Origin of the sequence: Haloferax gibbonsii ATCC 33959 (genome assembly GCF_000336775.1) — an archaeon.
Taxonomy (GTDB): domain Archaea; phylum Halobacteriota; class Halobacteria; order Halobacteriales; family Haloferacaceae; genus Haloferax; species Haloferax gibbonsii.
Genome location: NZ_AOLJ01000011.1, coordinates 515169 through 530117, shown reverse-complemented (window position 1 = coordinate 530117; position 14949 = coordinate 515169). Strand labels below are relative to the sequence as shown.

The window sequence follows — 14949 nt, the reverse complement described above, 5'->3', positions numbered from 1 at the left end:
TGGTTTCATCCACCCGAGGAAATCTCTTCGTACTGACTGACGCGGCTACCCCGACAGCGCCGACTCCAGACTCGACGCCACCGACCGCGCTTTTTCGGCCAACTCCTCGGAGATGTGGCCGGCCTCGACGGCTTCGTCGAGTTCGTCGTCGTCGACCCGCTCGACCGTCCCGTCGGCGTGTTTCACCACGTCAACGTGGAGGTCGATATATCGAATCTGGTCGGGGAAGCACTCGACGGGCGTGCAGATGTTGACGTAGGTGCCCTTGACACCGCCGTCGGAGTCGCGGTACACCGTCGGGTACCACCAGCGCCCCTCGCGGAACTTCGTGACCGCCACGTCGCCGGACTCGCGGTCGACGCCGAGGGCGTCGTAGGTGCCGCCGCCGGTCATGCCGCGCCGGAGTTCCACCGTTCCCTCGGGGTCGCGGTCCGTCACCTCGCCGGAGCCGAGCGTGATGAGCCGACCGTCCGGCTTCCCGTGGCCGATTTCCACGTCGTCGCCTTCCAGCGGGCCGAACTGCGCGGTCACCACGTCGAAGGGGAACTCGCCGTCGCCGACCGACTCGCAGAGCGACTCCGCGAGGTCGACGCCGGCGGAGGCCTTCGGCGAGGCGGCCTTCGTCCGGTGGTGGCCGGGCATCGTCGTCTCGACGGCCCGGCGCTGGGCGTCGAGTTCGAACCGGGTCTCGCGGCCGAACCAGACCCACGTCGTCGCGGTGGGAGCCGCGACCGCCCGCGGGGCGTCGACGGGTTCGGAGAGCGCGCCATCGAGTTCCGCGGCCACCTCGGCCGCCCGGTCGAGCGCGTCGTTCAGGGCGCTCATGTCGGCGTCGACGGCGTCGCGGTGCCAGCGGATTCCCCAGCCCTCGGGCGGGTCGCCGCCGAGGAGGTCCGTCATTCCCGCCAGTTCGCGGGCTGCGGCCTCGTCGCGGGTGTCGACGCGGACGCCCTCCGAATCGGGGTCGAGCGTCGCCAGCCCCGCGACGGCGCGGACGTCGCCGGTCAGTTCGGCGCGGCGGGAGTCCCACGGCGGGGCCGACTCGGCGACCTGCACGCGGACCTCGTCGCCGACTTCCACGTGCCCGTCGAAGTCGCCGTACGAGAGGTAGCCCTCGGCCTCGCCGAGGTCGCAGACCGCGCCGCCGCCGAGGGTGTCGGTCACGCGGGTGTCGAACACCGCGCCGGTCGGCGCGGGGTCGTCCCACGCGAAGGTGTCGATGCCGAGTTCGGTGAGTCGCTCTGTGGCCGTTGCGACCGCCTCGGGCGCGCCGGTCGCGCCGACGCCCTGTCGGTTCCGCGTCGTCTCGACCGACACGTCGTGGTCCGACGAGTCGAACTCGGCGTCGAAGCGCTCCCGAATCGGGCCGGACGCCTGCACCACGTCGTGGCCGTCGTCGAGGAAGACGCCCGTGAGCGCGGTGGCGTAGATGCCGCGGACGCGGACCCTCATAGCTCGTCGGGGTCGCGGGCGAAGGTGACGCGAGCGTCGACCGTCGGGCCGAGCGTCAGTTCGATTCTCTCCTCGCTGAGCACGCGGCCGCCCTCGATGGGGACGCCCCACGAGTCGAACTTGAGGTAGCCGCGGAGGTCCGCGCCGTGGGTGTAGAGGTCGACGTGGTCGACGGCGTGTTCCTGCACGTCACTCGCGCTGTGGGCCATCTCCATGTCCGAGTAGACCGTCCCGCCGTCGCCGAAGAACGCGGCGATGGCGTCTGCGTCCGATTCGACTGCGTCGCTCACGAGGTCCGACGCGGCCCGGAGGTCGTCGGTGTCGAGGCCGACCTCGCGGAGCGCCGCCTGTTCGCGGGGGTCGAAGTGCATACCCGCCCTTCGGAGCGGAGGCATTAACGTCGTACGGTCGGCAGTCGGTCGCTGGGCCGGACGAACGGTCGCCGGCCAGCCGACTATTGACCGTTCAGCCGGTCGGCCGCGGGGTGCCGTGGCCGAAGCTATTACCAGATGCGATACCCTTTATGCCACGTGATGGACCAGCAGGACCCAGTCGAGCAGGCGTCCGACGGCTCGGACGACCTCTACGACATCGCCACGTGGGAGGAACGAACCTCGGTTGACGGGCTCGCGGTCGCGCTCTACCGGGTGCTGGTCGCGTCGACCCGCGCGGTGGTCGTCCTCGCCGCGTTGCTCATCCTCGTCGGTATCGGCGGCCTCTCGGCGCTCACCGACCCGCAGGTCGGCGCGCTCACCCTGCTTTCGGCGCTTCCGGCGCTCGCGCTCGCGGGCTACGTCTACTACTCCGACGTGACCCAAAACGAGCCGCTGTCGATGCTCGTGGTGACGTTCCTCCTCGGCGTCCTCACGGCCACGTTCGCCGCGATTCTCAACTCGCTTCTGAGCAACGTCGGTCAGACTATCGCGGCCGAGTTCCAGCTGTCTATCGGCTTCCTCGGCAGTATCGTGTTCTACTTCCTCGTGGTCGGTCCGGTCGAAGAGACCGTCAAGCTCCTCGCGGTCAGGCTGTACGCCTACTCCCACGACAGTTTCAACGCCGTCATCGACGGCGCGGTCTACGGCGCGATGGCCGGTCTCGGCTTCGCCACCATCGAAAACGCCCTGTACATCACTCGGAACCTCACCTCGTCGGGACTCGACGTCGGGTCCGGCGGCGTCGGCATCATCGCCGCCGGCGGGACGATTACCGCGGTCCGAGCGCTCGCCGGTCCGGGCCACGTCATCTACTCGGCCATCGCCGGCTACTACCTCGGCCTCGCCAAGTTCAACAAGGAGAACGCCGGGCCCATCGTCATCAAGGGCCTCATCCTCGCGGCGCTCGTCCACGCGACGTACAACTCGACGGTCGGCCTCGGCTCGTCCGTCATCGCGGGGATAACCGGCATCGGTGGTCTCGCGGCCTTCCTCGTCTACGTCATCATCTACGACGGCATCTTCGGGCTCTACCTCATCGGGAAGCTCCGCAGCTACAGTCAGGCCTACCACAGCGCTCACGCGCCCGGACCGAGCGCGGCGTCGTTCGCGTCGGAGCAGACGGAGTTCGAGGACTGAGCCGGCGACGGCGCGGGAACGTACGAAACGAAAGAACCGGTCGCCCTACTCGGCGACCAACCGCTCGGCGTAACCGTCGAGCATCGACTCGACGTACTTCGCCACCACGTCGACCTCGACGTGAATCGGGTCGCCGACCTCCTTTTCCGAGAGCGTCGTCAGGTCGTAGGTCGTCGGGATGATGGCCACGGCGAAGGAGCCCTCGCGGCGGTCGGCCACGGTGAGGCTGATGCCGTCGAGACACACCGAGCCCTTCTGGACGACGTACTTCGCCAGCGACTCTGGGAGGTCGAACTCGAAGAACCAGTCGTCGCCGACGCGCTCGACGTTCGCGACCGTCGTCGTGCCGTCGACGTGGCCCTGGACGATGTGGCCGTCGAAGCGGTCGTCGGCCGCGAGGGCGCGTTCGAGGTTGACGCGGTCGCCCTCGACCGCGTCGCCGAGGTAGGTCTTCTCGACGGTCTCCGCCGCGAGGAACACCTCGAACCAGTCGTCGCCGAACGCCTCGACGGTCAGACAGACGCCCGAGACCGCGATTGACTGGCCGTGGTGGAGGTCGTCGAACGCGAGGTCGGTGCGGATGCGGAGGCGGCGACCGCCGTCGGTGTCGGCCACGTCGACGATTTCGCCCGGCCCCTCCACGATTCCCGTGAACATACCCGCGGCTTCGGACGGGTGAAGTTAATGCCTATCGTTTCCGTTCTCTATCACGTTTCTGTGACACTCTCGCCCATACAATTTTACGCCCGTCGTCCGGAGAGTCGGTATGGACGTTCTGGCCCGACTGCGGAGCAGTTTCGTCACCGGTCTCATTCTCGTCACCCCGCTGGCCGTGACCGTGTTCGTCCTCCAGTTCGCGTTCAATCGAATCACCGCCGCGCTCCGTCCGGTCGTCCGTCAGGTGTCGCCATTCCTCGCCGAGGCGCTCAACTACTCCGGCGACATCGTCTTCATCTCGCAGGTGTTGTCGGCGCTCATCATCGCGGTGGCCGTCTCGCTTCTCGGCTACCTCGCGTCGATGAGCCTCGGCCAGCGGCTCTTCGGGAGCTTCGAGCGCGGCGTCCGGCTCCTCCCGCTCGTCCGCACCATCTACTTCGGCGTCCGGCAGGTCTCCGAATCGCTCACGGAACCGACCGCCGGCTACGACCGCGTGGTGTTGGTCGAGTACCCGCGCGAGGGGCTGTTCTCCATCGGCTTCGTCACCAACGAGGCTCCCCCGTCGGTCTCGGCGGTGTCCGACGACGAACTCTTCACCGTGTTCGTCCCGCACAGCCCGAACCCGACCGCCGGGGCGCTCATCATGGTCTCGCCCGACGAGATTCGCGAACTCGACATGCCGGTCCGCCGGGGTCTCAGACTGCTCGTCACCACGGGCCTGAGCGTCGACGACCCCGAGACGCTCCCCTCGGGACCGGCGGCCTACGACCCGTCGAACGGCGACGGCGTCCGCGACGGTGTCCGGTCGGAGTCTGAGCAGCGACGGAACGCGGGCGAGACCCAAAAGCGAGCCGAGTGAGTCGCCGCGGCGGCCTCACAGTCCCCAGATGAGGACGATTCCGGCAGTCGTGACGACCGTGAGTAACAGTTGGAGCGGCGCGCCGACGCGGAGGTAGTCGGTAAAGCGGTAGCCGCCGGGACCGTACACCATCAGGTTCGTCTGGTAGCCGATAGGCGTCATGAACGCCGTGCTCCCGCCGAAGGTGACCGCGATGGCGAAGCCGAAGGGGTCGGCACCGAGGCCGAACGCGGTGTCGATGGCGACCGGCAACAGGAGGACGACGCTGGCGACCGGCGTGATGACGTTCGCCAACAGCCCCGTGAGCAGGTAGAACGCGGCGACCACGACGACGACGGGCAGGTAGGTCGCGGCGACGCCGACGAACTCCGAGAGCAGCGCGACGCCGCCGGTCAGTTGGAGCGCCCGACCGAGCGGGATGACGCCCGCGAGCAGGAAGATGACGTTCCAGCTCACCGCGTCGTAGGCGTCGCTCGCCGACAGACAGCCGAGCGAGACCATCGCGGCGACCCCGCCGAGCGCGGCGATGGCGATGGGGACGACGCCGAGGGCGGCCAGTCCGATGACCGCCGCGATGACGGCGAACGCGCGGAGCGCCGTGGGCGACAGCTCGCCGTTGTCCTCGATGAACTCGTCGGCGACCTCGCTCGTCACGACGAAATCGCCGCTGTCGCGGAGGTACCGCGCCGTCTCGTTCGTCGTCTGGAGGAGCAGCGAGTCGCCGACCTGGAGGTCCACGTCTCGGAAGTGCTCGCGGATGAGGTCGCCGCCGCGCCGCCGGACCGCGAGCACGGTCGCGTCGTACCGCTCGCGGAGTCGCGCCCCGCCGATGGTCTCGCCGACGAGTCCTGACTCGCGGGGGACGACGAGTTCGACGAGCGCCACGCGGTCGGGAAGGTCGAGTTCGGCGTCGGTGACCGACGCGCGCGGGAGGAACCGCAGGTCCGCGAGGTCGCAGAAGCGCCGAATCGTCGCCGGGTCGCCCCGGATGGTCAGGATGTCCCGCGACTCGACCTCGCGGTCGGAGTCGGCGGCGATGAAGTGCTCGCCGCCGCGGAGCACGTCGAGGATGTCGACGTTGAGGTCGCGGTAGGTGTCGTCGGAAACCTCGCCCGCCGGGATGCCGACGAGCGGCGACCGCGCGGGGACGAGCACGCGGGCGAGAAACGGCTCGACGCCGTAGTTGCCGGTTCGGTTCCCGGGCTCGATTCGCTCGGGCAGGAGCCGCGGCGCGACCGTCAGCAGGTAGCCCGCGCCGACGACGAACACCACCGCGCCGAGGGGGGTGAACGTGAACATCGAAAACGGCGGCAACCCGGTCGCCTCGGCGTAGGCCTCGCTGGCGACGAGGTTCGTCGCCGTCCCGACGAGCGTGAGCGTGCCGCCGAGCATCGAGGCGTAGGAAAGCGGGATGAGGAGCTTCGACGGCGAGACGTTCGCCTGGTCGGCGAGGTCCGAAACCATCGGGATGAACACCGCCACGACCGGCGTGTTGTTCACGACGCCCGCGATGGGACCGGTGAGGCCGACGACCGCGCCGAGCAGTCGGTTCTCGCTTCCGTTCGTAAAGGACGCGACCGCGTCGCCGAGGACGCGAATCGCGCCGGTCTGTCGAATCCCCTCGCTGAGGGCGTACATCGAGAGGATGGTGATGGTCGCGGCGCTCGAAAACCCCGACAGCCCCGTCTGGAGGTCGACCCCGGTCCACGGTTCGAGCACGACGAGCGCGACGATGACGCCGATTGCCGTCACGTCCGGCGGGGCCGCCTCCGTCACGAAAAGCGCCATCGTGACGACGACGAGACCGAAGACGACGAGCATCCCGGACGTGATGGCGACCATGCGGGCAGTCGATTCGGAGGCGGCTTAATCCTACCCCGCGAGACTGTCGGCCGCGGCGACGGGTCGTTCGGTTCTCCACGAGCGAGAACGCCCCCGTTCATCGCCGGTCGCGACGCTTTTAGTCGCCCGCGGAGTACCCTCGGGCGATGCGACTCGGAATCTTGGAGATGGTCGGTCTCGCGGCGACTCTCATCTTCGCCATCCCCGTCGGCGGCTTCGGACTCACGCTCCTCGCCGACGGCCAGACCGTCTTCGGCGGCGCGATGCTCCTTCTCGCGGTGCTGATGGTCGCGCTCCCGAAGTTCCTCACCATGCCGCAGGACATCCCCTCGCTCGCGGCCGAGAAAGTCATCGGCGGCGTGGCGAAAGAGCCGGACGAAGAGGAGTAACTACCAGCGACTCGGGTCGAGACCGGTCGGCGCGTCGCCGAGCAGTCGCGGCCCGTCTTCGCCGACGACCAGCACGTCGGTCAGCTCGACTCGCCCGTGGTCCGGGTGCGTGACCGCGGACCGAACCCGAAGGACGTTGCCGGCGACGAGTTCTCTATCGCCGCCGAGCGGCGGGTCCTCGCGGGCCGCGAGGCCGATTCCGCCGCCCACGTCTCTCGTCACCTTGTCGGCCATCGAGAAGCCGAACGCGGCGGTCTCCGCGCGGAGTTCGCTCCCGAGGAAGCCGGCGTCGTCGCCGGGGTCGGCCTCGACCAGACTGACCTTTCTGGCGGCGTCGCAGGCGACGTGCGCCCGGCGCTCCCACCCGCCGTCGGGGTCGACGACGAACGTGCGGGCCAGCGCGCCGCGGTAGCCCGTCGGCCCGCGCGGGCCGACCGAGACGACTACCGGTTCGCCCGGCCGGAGTTCGACCGGTTCGTTCCCGTCGCCTCGGGTTCCCGCGCGGACCGTCGTCGCGCCCGCGGAACCGACGCCCTCGGCCGCGAGCGTCGCGTTCACCTGTCGGCGGAGTCGCTCGGTCGACAGCGGCGCGCCGTCCCAAGAGAGGACGGCTTCGCCGTCGTCGTCGCGGTCGTCACCCACGCGGCCGCCGTCGCGGTCGTCGGCCGCTTCGACCGTCGCCGCCGACAGTATCGCGGCCGCGCGACCGACGCCGCGGGTCGCCGCGCGCTGGGCGGCCTCGATGGCGTCGCGCTCGTCGTCGTCTTTCACCGCGCGGGCGTCTTCGACCGCCGCGGTCGACGCGAGGTCGTAGCCCGCCGCTTCGAGGTGGAGCGCGGCGTCGTGCGGAATCATCTGCGGCGCGAGGACGGTCCCTTCGGAAGCGGCGTGTTCCGCGAGGACGGCCGCGGCGGCCTTCCCCGGCGGTCTGTCGTCGACGCGGACCGAGGCGACCGGGAGGGACGGCGGTTCGACGGTCGAGGGCACTCGAAGATGCGTCTCGCCGGCGACGCGGACGAACACGAGGTCGGCGTCGAAGTCACGACCCGTGAGGTAGCGACTCGTCGGGTCGGGGCCGCGGGGGACGGCGACGAAGCCGACGGCGTCTCGCTCGTCGACGGCGGCGTCGATGGCGTCGCCGCCGCGAGGTCTCCCTCGCACGGGACGTTACGCCTCGGGCTCGGGCGCGGGCGGTTCCTGCGCGTCGTCGACGAGCTCCTGTGCGGGGTCCTCGCGGATCTCGTTGTGGAGGAGGACGCTGATGGGGAGCGTCGGCGCGCCGGTGACGAGGTTTTCGAGGACGATGAGGCGCTCTCTGGCGCGGGACATCCCGACGTAGAAGACGCGGCGCTCGTTGTCGGTGATGAGCGGGACGGGGCTCGTCGTCGCGGTGAACTCCTCGATGCCGCGGGCTTCGAGCTCCTCGTCGGAGACGGAGGCGGCCATCTGCTCGACGACCTTCTCGGTCAGGTCGGTCGCCATGAACACGTGGTCGGCCTCGCGACCCTTCGCGGAGTGGATGGTGCCGACGCGGACGCGGCTGGGGTCCATCCCCTCGTAGTCGCCGCCGAAGTACGCGTTGACGGACTTGCGCTGGAAGCTCGTCACCTTGCGCACCATGTCGCTTGCGGACGCGCTGTCGGGGGCGAAGGGCGCGAAGTTCTTGATCTCCTTCGGCGTGAACTCGATGTTCGTGATGTCGTCGACGCCGGCTTCCTCCTGTCTGTCGTCGATGGCGTCGAAGAGGTCGTCGCGGTCGTTCGTGCCGAACGCGGAGTCCTGAAGCATGTCGGCGAGCCGGCGGGCCTCCAGCCCGTCGACGGGCTCTTCGGCCTCCAGCGCCTCGACCGCGCGGACGTACTGCGTGAGCCGGTCGGTCCACATGCGCTGGTCGGTCAGCGTCGAGAAGGGGATTCCCGACGGCAGGAACTCATCGATGAACTGGAACATCTGGTAGCGCGCGCGGAACAGCACCATCACGGTGCCCTCGTCTTTCTCGACGGTGTAGCGGACGTTCCGGGCGAGTTCGAGCATCGACGGGCTCTCGACGGCCTCGACCGCGCCGCCTTCCTTGCGGGGCTTGAGGTCCTTCTCCTGTCGCTTGTCGATGTGGCGAATCTCCCGGTTGACGACGTTGAGGACGTTCGACGGGAGCCGGTAGGAGTTCGGGAGAATCTCGTCGTTGTCGCGTTCGGCGTCGAGGAGGAGGTTCGGGTCCGCGCCCTGCCACGCGTAGACGACCTGGTCGTCGTCGCCGGCGATGAGGACGCCTCGCATGTGGGGCTTCCACTCCTCGTACACGTCGTACTGGAGGGTCGTGATGTCCTGGAACTCGTCGATGACGAGGTAGTCGACGTTGGGGACGAGCGCGCGCTGCTTGACGCGTTCGAGCATGTCAGCGAATCCGACCAACCCGTGTTCGCCCTTGTAGGCGCGCCACGCGCGGATGGCCTCGGGGATGTCGATGCGGTCGTCGTCGGAGGGCCACGTCGGCGTGTACTTGTTTCCTTCCTGCGCGTTCGGGTCGACCTCAGGCGGGAGGCGGACCTCCTCGACGTTCCACTGGAACGGCACGTCGTACCAGTCGGAGACGTCGCGGCGGGTGCGCTGGAGCCACTGGCTCGTGGCGATGACCTTGTTCCCGATGGTGGTCGAGCGGGCGGTCCGACGGCCCGCGCCGCCGTACTCGTCTTCGAACTCGATGCCGTAGTCCTCGCAGAACTCCTGTTTGTCGTTCTCGCCGACCACGTCGTTCCGCGAGAGGCTCAGCAGTTCGTACGCCTTCGCGTGCATCGTCGAGACGTTCCCCTTCAGCGACCGCGGGTTGATGTCGAGACGCTCCGCGAGCCGGTCGCGGACCTCGGCCGCCGCGGCTCGAGTGTAAGAGACAACGAGAATGTCGCGGATGGTGACGCCGTCTTGTTCGAGAATCTCCTCGACCTTGTCGAGCAAGGCCGTGGTCTTCCCGCTTCCCGGGCCGCCGAACAGCCGGGTGACGGTCACGTCGGATTCGCTCATTGTGGACGTTCACGGCCTTATCGGTGATAAGCGACGTGCTTCGGACGAGGGCGAACGCGCCCGGAGTAGTGTAACTCGCCGGGCGTTCGCGGACGGCTCACCGAACGGGTGAGAAACCGTCGAGAACAGGTGCTTGTGGCTTGGTCAGTTCGGACGCGTCAGGCCTCCGGCACCCACCCGCAGACGGAGCAGGTCGCCGCGCCCATGTCGTGCAGGGCCCCGCAGTCGGGACACTGCAGCTTGTTATAGGATCGGTCCCAGCGTACCGGTTCTGTCTCGTGACCGCGGTCGGTCAAGAACTGGTCGAACAAGTCGTCACTGGGTGCTGAGGCCATACGTGGTATGATATGGCATACCCCTATTTAGTTCCTGCGACGACTCCGAAGCGTCGAAAATCGGGGGACTGCGGCGGACTGTCAGTCTCGCCTACAGGTCGTACAGCGACCCGTACTTCGACTCGACGTAGCCGAGGAAGTCGTCGGCGGCGAAGTCCTCGCCGGTGGCCCGCTTCACGAGGTCGTTGGTCTCGTAGCGCCGGCCGTGGCGGTGGATGTTCTCGCGGAGCCACTCGCGGAGGTCGCCGAACTCGCCGTCGGCCAGCTTCCCGTCGAGGTCGTCGATGTCCGCCTCGGCGGCCGCAAACAGCTGGGCGGCCATGACGGAGCCGAGCGAGTACGTCGGGAAGTAGCCGAAGTTCCCGTAGGCCCAGTGGATGTCCTGCAGACAGCCCTCGGAGTCGGTGTCCGGCCGGATGCCGAGGTACTCCTCGTACTTGTCGTTCCACGCCTCCGGCACGTCCTCGACGGCGAGGTCGCCGGCGATGAGGTCGCGTTCGAGTTCGAACCGGATGACGATGTGCAGGTGGTAGGTCAGCTCGTCCGCCTCGACGCGGATGAGGTTGTCGTCGTACACCTGATTAGCCGCCTCGTAGGCCTCCTCGACCGTCGCGTCGACCTCGGGGAACCGCTCTTCGAGCGTGGGCAGGAAGTGCCGCCAGAAGGCCCGCGAGCGCCCGACGTGGTTCTCCCAGAGCCGCGACTGCGACTCGTGGACCGAGAGGTTGCGGTTCTCGCCGAGCGGCGTCGCGTAGTGCTCGTCGGGCAGGCCGAGGGTGTACAGCGCGTGGCCGAACTCGTGGACGGTCGAGAACAGCGACCCGAGCACGTCGGACTCGTCGTAGCGGGTCGTCACGCGGGCGTCGAACTGCGTCCCCGACGAGAACGGGTGCGGGGCGGTGTCGAGGCGGCCGCGTTCCCACGGGTAGCCGAGCGTCGAGAGCGCGTCGCGGACGAGCGCCTCCTGGTCGTCCTCGGGGAACTCGCCCTCGAAGGCGTCCACCGCGAGGTCGACGTCGGACTCGCGGATGTCATCTATCATCGGGACGAGCACCTCGCGCACCTCGGCGAGAATCTCCTCGGCCTGTTCGAGGGGGAGACACGGCTCGTAGTCCTCGAACAGCACCTCGTAGGGGTCGCGGTCGGGGTCGATGTGCTCGGCGTACTGCCGCTTCAGTTCGACGTGCTTCTCCAGATGCGGCGCGAACGTCTCGAAGTCGTCTTCGGCCTTCGCCTGCTTCCACGCCGGGATGGCCTCCGACGACGCCGCGGAAATCTTCTCGACGAGGTCGTTCGGCACGCGGGCCGCCCGCTCGTAGTCGCGGCGGAGTTCGCGCAGCACGTCGGCCTGCTCGTCGGTCGGGTCGTCGGCCTCGGCCGCGTCGAGCAGGTCGCCGAACTCGTCGTCGGTCAGGAGTTCGTGGCTCAGCGCCGACAGCGCCGACATCTGCTGGGAGCGCGCGGGCGTCCCCTCGTCGGGCATCATGACCTGCTGGTCCCACGAGAGGATGCCGCCGGCGTTCTCGACGTTGGCGATTCGCTTGTACTTCTGGAGAAGTTGTTCGTACGCCGACTCCGAGTCGGACTCTGCGGAGGATTGCGCCATGGTACGAATGGTGGTCTCGGAGGCGTATTAAATCGCAGGAGCCGGTTATCCGTGGTGGGCTTTTGATACGCGGTTGTCGCTTGTCGCTCCGTCCTCGGGGATACCGCAATCGCCCCCGCCGTAACGGCCGCGGTCGATACCACCGCGAAAGCCCCCGCGAGCGACGACTCCCGCGGCGACGCGCGCTCCTCGGCCTCCGGCCTGCGGTGCTCACGCCGCCGGGGTTCGCCCTCGCTCGCGGCCCCTTTCAGTCCCGCCCGGTGGTTTGTCGGGAGTCGTCGTGGGTGGGGTGTTCAGGCGTCGTCGCCGGCGGATTTGACCGCTCTCACCAGTCTTCAACGAGGTCACGGTACGTCTCGTAACACCGCGCCAGCACGTCGAGCGACACGCTCTCGTCTTTCGTGTGCGCCTCGCCGGGTTCCGAGGGGCCGTAGACGACGCAGGTCGTCCCGGCCTGCGCCAGCCACCCGGCGTCGGTCGCGTGGGGCTTCGTCGTCTGCTCCGGCTCTGCGTCGCCGCGGGCCTCGTGGACCGACCGGGCGGCGTCGAGGACGCGCTCGGCGAAGTCGGCGTCGTCGCACGCCATCGGCGGGAGGTCCTGTTCGACGACCCACTCGACGCCCTCGATTGCCTCCGTCCGGGCGAGGTCGGCGAAGCCGCCGGGGACGGTCCGCTCGTCGATGGTCACCTCGCAGCGGTCCGGGATGACGTTCCACGCGCTCCCGCCGTCGATTTCGGTGACGGCGATGCTCCCCGAGACGGGGTGGCCGAGGACCTCGGCGTCCGGCACCGAGAGGTCGCGGACCACGTCCACGGCGTCGGTCGCGCGGTAGACGGCGTTCTCGCCGCGCTCGGGTTCGCTGGCGTGGCAGGCGGTCCCCGACGCGACGAGGGTGCTCGCCCGGCGGCCGCGGTGGGCGACGACCACGTCGGTCCGGTCGGGGCCGGTGTAGTTCGTCGACCCCTCGGCGACGACGGCGTAGTCGAGTTCGAAGCCGTCGTCGAGGGCGGCGCGGACGCCTTCCCCGCCGATTTCCTCGCCGACGAACGAGGCGAAGACGACCTCTGAATCGGCCTCGGCGGCGGCGTCGCGGAAGGCGAGCATCGAGGCCGCGACGGCCCCTTTCATGTCCGCCGAGCCGCGGCCGTAGAGTCGGCCGTCGCGGGTCTCGACCACGTAGTCGCCGTCGTCTGCCGTCTGTCGGTCGGCCGGCGGGACCACGTCGTGGTGGCCGACGAGCGCGAGCGACTCGCCGACGCCGGGGTTGACGCGGGCGACGACGTTCCCCGCGTCGTCTCTGGTCACGCCGGCGTCGGTCTCCTCGCGGAGCCACGATTCGATGCGGTCGCCGACGGCGGTCTCGTCCTCGTGACTCGGCACCGACACGAGGGACACCGTGAGGTCGCGGAGTTCGTCCATGCCGGCCCCTCGGGGGGTCGCTTCAAAAGCGTGTGGCGTCCGGCAGTCCGCGCGCTGCCCGCCGCGCCGGAGGACGACTGCCGCCGCTCGGCACCCCCGCGTTATCAAAATACGAGAATGCACGGGCCGGCTTATTGTGCGTTCCCCGCACGTCCGAGTATGCGACTCGTCTCGACGTACGAACGGTTGCTCTGGGGAAGCATGGACGCGCTCGGAATCTCGGATTCGGTCGAGAGAAAGGTCGTCGCAGCCGTCGCCATCCAGTTCGCGGTCTCGCTCGCACAGGCCGCGCTCCCGTGGGTCGCGACCGGCGCGCTCCGACTCGAACTCTCGGCGCTCTTCCTGTTCGGTGCCGGCCTCGCGTTCGTCAACACGATTATCATCACGCGAAAAGACATCGTCTCGCCCATCGAGTCCATCTCGTCGGCGGCCGCGGGCGTCGCGGCGGGCGACCTCTCGGCCCGGCCCCCGGACGTGCCCGGGAACGACGAGGTGGCCCGCCTTGCCGACGACTTCGGCGCGATGCACGACCACCTCTGTATCGTCGCCTCGCAGGCAGGCGCGCTCGCCGACCAGCGGTTCGACGACCCGGCGCTCGACGAGGACCTGCCGGGCGAGTTCGGCGACGCGCTCGACCGGATGCAGCGCGACCTCGCCGACTACACGCGCAACCTCCAGCACCTCGTGGAAGCGTTCGCCGAGGCGACCTCGCGGGCGCAGGCGGGCGACCTCACCGCCACCATCGACACCGACGACTGGGGTGTCGACGACGAGCGATACGAGGAGGTCGCGGCGACCTACAACGACCTCGTCCGCACCCTCTCGTCGACCATCGGCGAGGTGCAGTCGTTCGCGCAGGCGGTGTCGGAGATGAGTTCGACCGCCCGCGAGCACGTCCGCCGGGCCGACGCCGCCAGCGAGGAAGTCGCCGCCTCGGTCACCGAAATCTCCGACGGCGCGGGGGCGCAGACCGAGCACCTCCAGACCGTCTCCGACGAACTCAACACGCTCTCGGCGACCGTCGAGGAGATAGCCGCCTCCGCGGACGAGGTCGCCACCACCGCCGAGACCGCCTCCGAGCGCGGCGAGGTCGGCCGGGACGCGGCGACCGAGGCGATGCGGGAGTTGGACACCGTGGAGGCCCGAATCGACCGCACCGCCGACGCGGTCGCCGAACTCACCGAGAGCATCGAGGAGATAGACGAAATCGCGGCGTTCATCGACCACGTCGGCTCTCAGACCGACCTGCTCGCCATCAACGCGGCCATCGAGGCCGCCCACGCGGGCGAGGCCGGCGACGGCTTCGGCGTCGTCGCCCAGGAGGTCAAGTCGCTCGCCGAGGAGACCCGCGACTCGGCCGACGAGGTGTCCGGCCTCATCGCCGACATCACCGACCACTCCGAGGAGACGCTCGCCGACGTGCGGGAGATGAACCGGCAGGTCGCCGACAGTTTGGAGACCGTCACCGAGGCCATCGGCGAGTTCGAGAGCATCGTGGACATGGTGACGGACATCGACGCCAGCGTGGCCGAGGTGAGCGCCGCGACCGACCAGCAGGCAACGTCGGCGGCGGACATCGCCGCCCGCGTCGACGACGTGGCCAACATCTCCGAGGAGACCGCCGGCCAGTCGCGGACCGTCGTCGAGACGGCACGGGAGCAGTCCGCGTCCATCGGCGACCTCGCGGACCAGACCGAGGTGCTGTCGTCGCGGGCGGCCGACCTCGACGGCCTCGTCGGGTCGTTCGAAGTCATCGGCGGGAGGCGAGCGGTCGCGCCCGGCGACGACTGAACCGAAGTC

Annotated in this window: 13 protein-coding genes; 4 read left to right on the top strand and 9 right to left on the bottom strand. The window is 69.1% G+C overall.

Annotated features, from left to right (window positions below):
• Positions 1 to 45: 45 nt before the first annotated feature.
• Both C454_RS05540 and C454_RS05535 read right to left on the bottom strand, forming a co-directional pair.
• Positions 46 to 1452 carry a DUF402 domain-containing protein gene (locus tag C454_RS05540; RefSeq protein ID WP_004973518.1) on the bottom strand — a complete coding sequence of 469 codons (1407 nt, stop codon included), beginning with the start codon at positions 1450 to 1452 and terminating at the stop codon, positions 46 to 48.
• The gene (locus C454_RS05535; protein WP_004973515.1) at positions 1449 to 1823 is read right to left on the bottom strand and encodes a DUF7532 family protein; all 375 of its coding nucleotides are present in this window, start codon (positions 1821 to 1823) and stop codon (positions 1449 to 1451) included. The genes C454_RS05540 and C454_RS05535 overlap by 4 nt, the downstream gene beginning before the upstream one ends.
• 162 nt (positions 1824 to 1985) lie before the next feature.
• On the opposite strand from C454_RS05535, the gene C454_RS05530 reads away from it, so the two are divergent.
• Positions 1986 to 3023 (top strand): PrsW family intramembrane metalloprotease, encoded by a 1038-nt coding sequence (locus C454_RS05530; protein WP_004973514.1) that lies wholly within the window; start codon positions 1986 to 1988, stop codon positions 3021 to 3023.
• Positions 3024 to 3068: 45 nt separating this feature from the next.
• Here the strand turns inward: C454_RS05530 and C454_RS05525 are convergent, their stop codons facing one another.
• Positions 3069 to 3680 carry a riboflavin synthase gene (locus tag C454_RS05525; RefSeq protein ID WP_004973513.1) on the bottom strand — a complete coding sequence of 204 codons (612 nt, stop codon included), beginning with the start codon at positions 3678 to 3680 and terminating at the stop codon, positions 3069 to 3071.
• Positions 3681 to 3789: 109 nt separating this feature from the next.
• Here C454_RS05525 and C454_RS05520 point away from each other — a divergent pair, with 109 nt between their 5' ends.
• On the top strand, positions 3790 to 4539 hold the full coding sequence (locus C454_RS05520; RefSeq protein WP_004973511.1) for a DUF502 domain-containing protein: 750 nt from the start codon (positions 3790 to 3792) through the stop codon (positions 4537 to 4539).
• Positions 4540 to 4554: 15 nt separating this feature from the next.
• Here the strand turns inward: C454_RS05520 and C454_RS05515 are convergent, their stop codons facing one another.
• Complete coding sequence (locus tag C454_RS05515) at positions 4555 to 6381, bottom strand: SLC13 family permease (protein WP_004973510.1); 1827 nt, start codon at positions 6379 to 6381, stop codon at positions 4555 to 4557.
• 146 nt (positions 6382 to 6527) lie between these two features.
• Here C454_RS05515 and C454_RS05510 point away from each other — a divergent pair, with 146 nt between their 5' ends.
• On the top strand, positions 6528 to 6770 hold the full coding sequence (locus tag C454_RS05510; RefSeq protein ID WP_004973507.1) for a DUF7533 family protein: 243 nt from the start codon (positions 6528 to 6530) through the stop codon (positions 6768 to 6770).
• Here the strand turns inward: C454_RS05510 and C454_RS05505 are convergent, their stop codons facing one another.
• The 5 genes from C454_RS05505 to C454_RS05490 all read right to left on the bottom strand — a co-directional run bounded on the left by C454_RS05505 (position 6771) and on the right by C454_RS05490 (position 13149).
• Positions 6771 to 7931, bottom strand: a complete 1161-nt coding sequence (locus tag C454_RS05505; protein ID WP_004973504.1) for a M24 family metallopeptidase — start codon at positions 7929 to 7931, stop codon at positions 6771 to 6773.
• Positions 7932 to 7937: 6 nt separating this feature from the next.
• Entirely contained in the window at positions 7938 to 9788 is a 1851-nt protein-coding gene (locus C454_RS05500) for a UvrD-helicase domain-containing protein (RefSeq protein ID WP_004973502.1), read from the bottom strand.
• Between the two features lie 158 nt (positions 9789 to 9946).
• Positions 9947 to 10123, bottom strand: a complete 177-nt coding sequence (locus tag C454_RS21175; protein WP_004973500.1) for an HVO_0416 family zinc finger protein — start codon at positions 10121 to 10123, stop codon at positions 9947 to 9949.
• 91 nt (positions 10124 to 10214) lie between these two features.
• Positions 10215 to 11729, bottom strand: a complete 1515-nt coding sequence (locus tag C454_RS05495) for a carboxypeptidase M32 (protein WP_004973495.1) — start codon at positions 11727 to 11729, stop codon at positions 10215 to 10217.
• Between the two features lie 325 nt (positions 11730 to 12054).
• The gene (locus tag C454_RS05490) at positions 12055 to 13149 is read right to left on the bottom strand and encodes a M20 family metallopeptidase (protein ID WP_004973494.1); all 1095 of its coding nucleotides are present in this window, start codon (positions 13147 to 13149) and stop codon (positions 12055 to 12057) included.
• A 159-nt stretch (positions 13150 to 13308) separates the two neighbouring features.
• Between C454_RS05490 and C454_RS05485 the strand changes: the two genes are divergently transcribed.
• On the top strand, positions 13309 to 14940 hold the full coding sequence (locus C454_RS05485; protein WP_004973492.1) for a methyl-accepting chemotaxis protein: 1632 nt from the start codon (positions 13309 to 13311) through the stop codon (positions 14938 to 14940).
• Positions 14941 to 14949 lie beyond the last annotated feature (9 nt).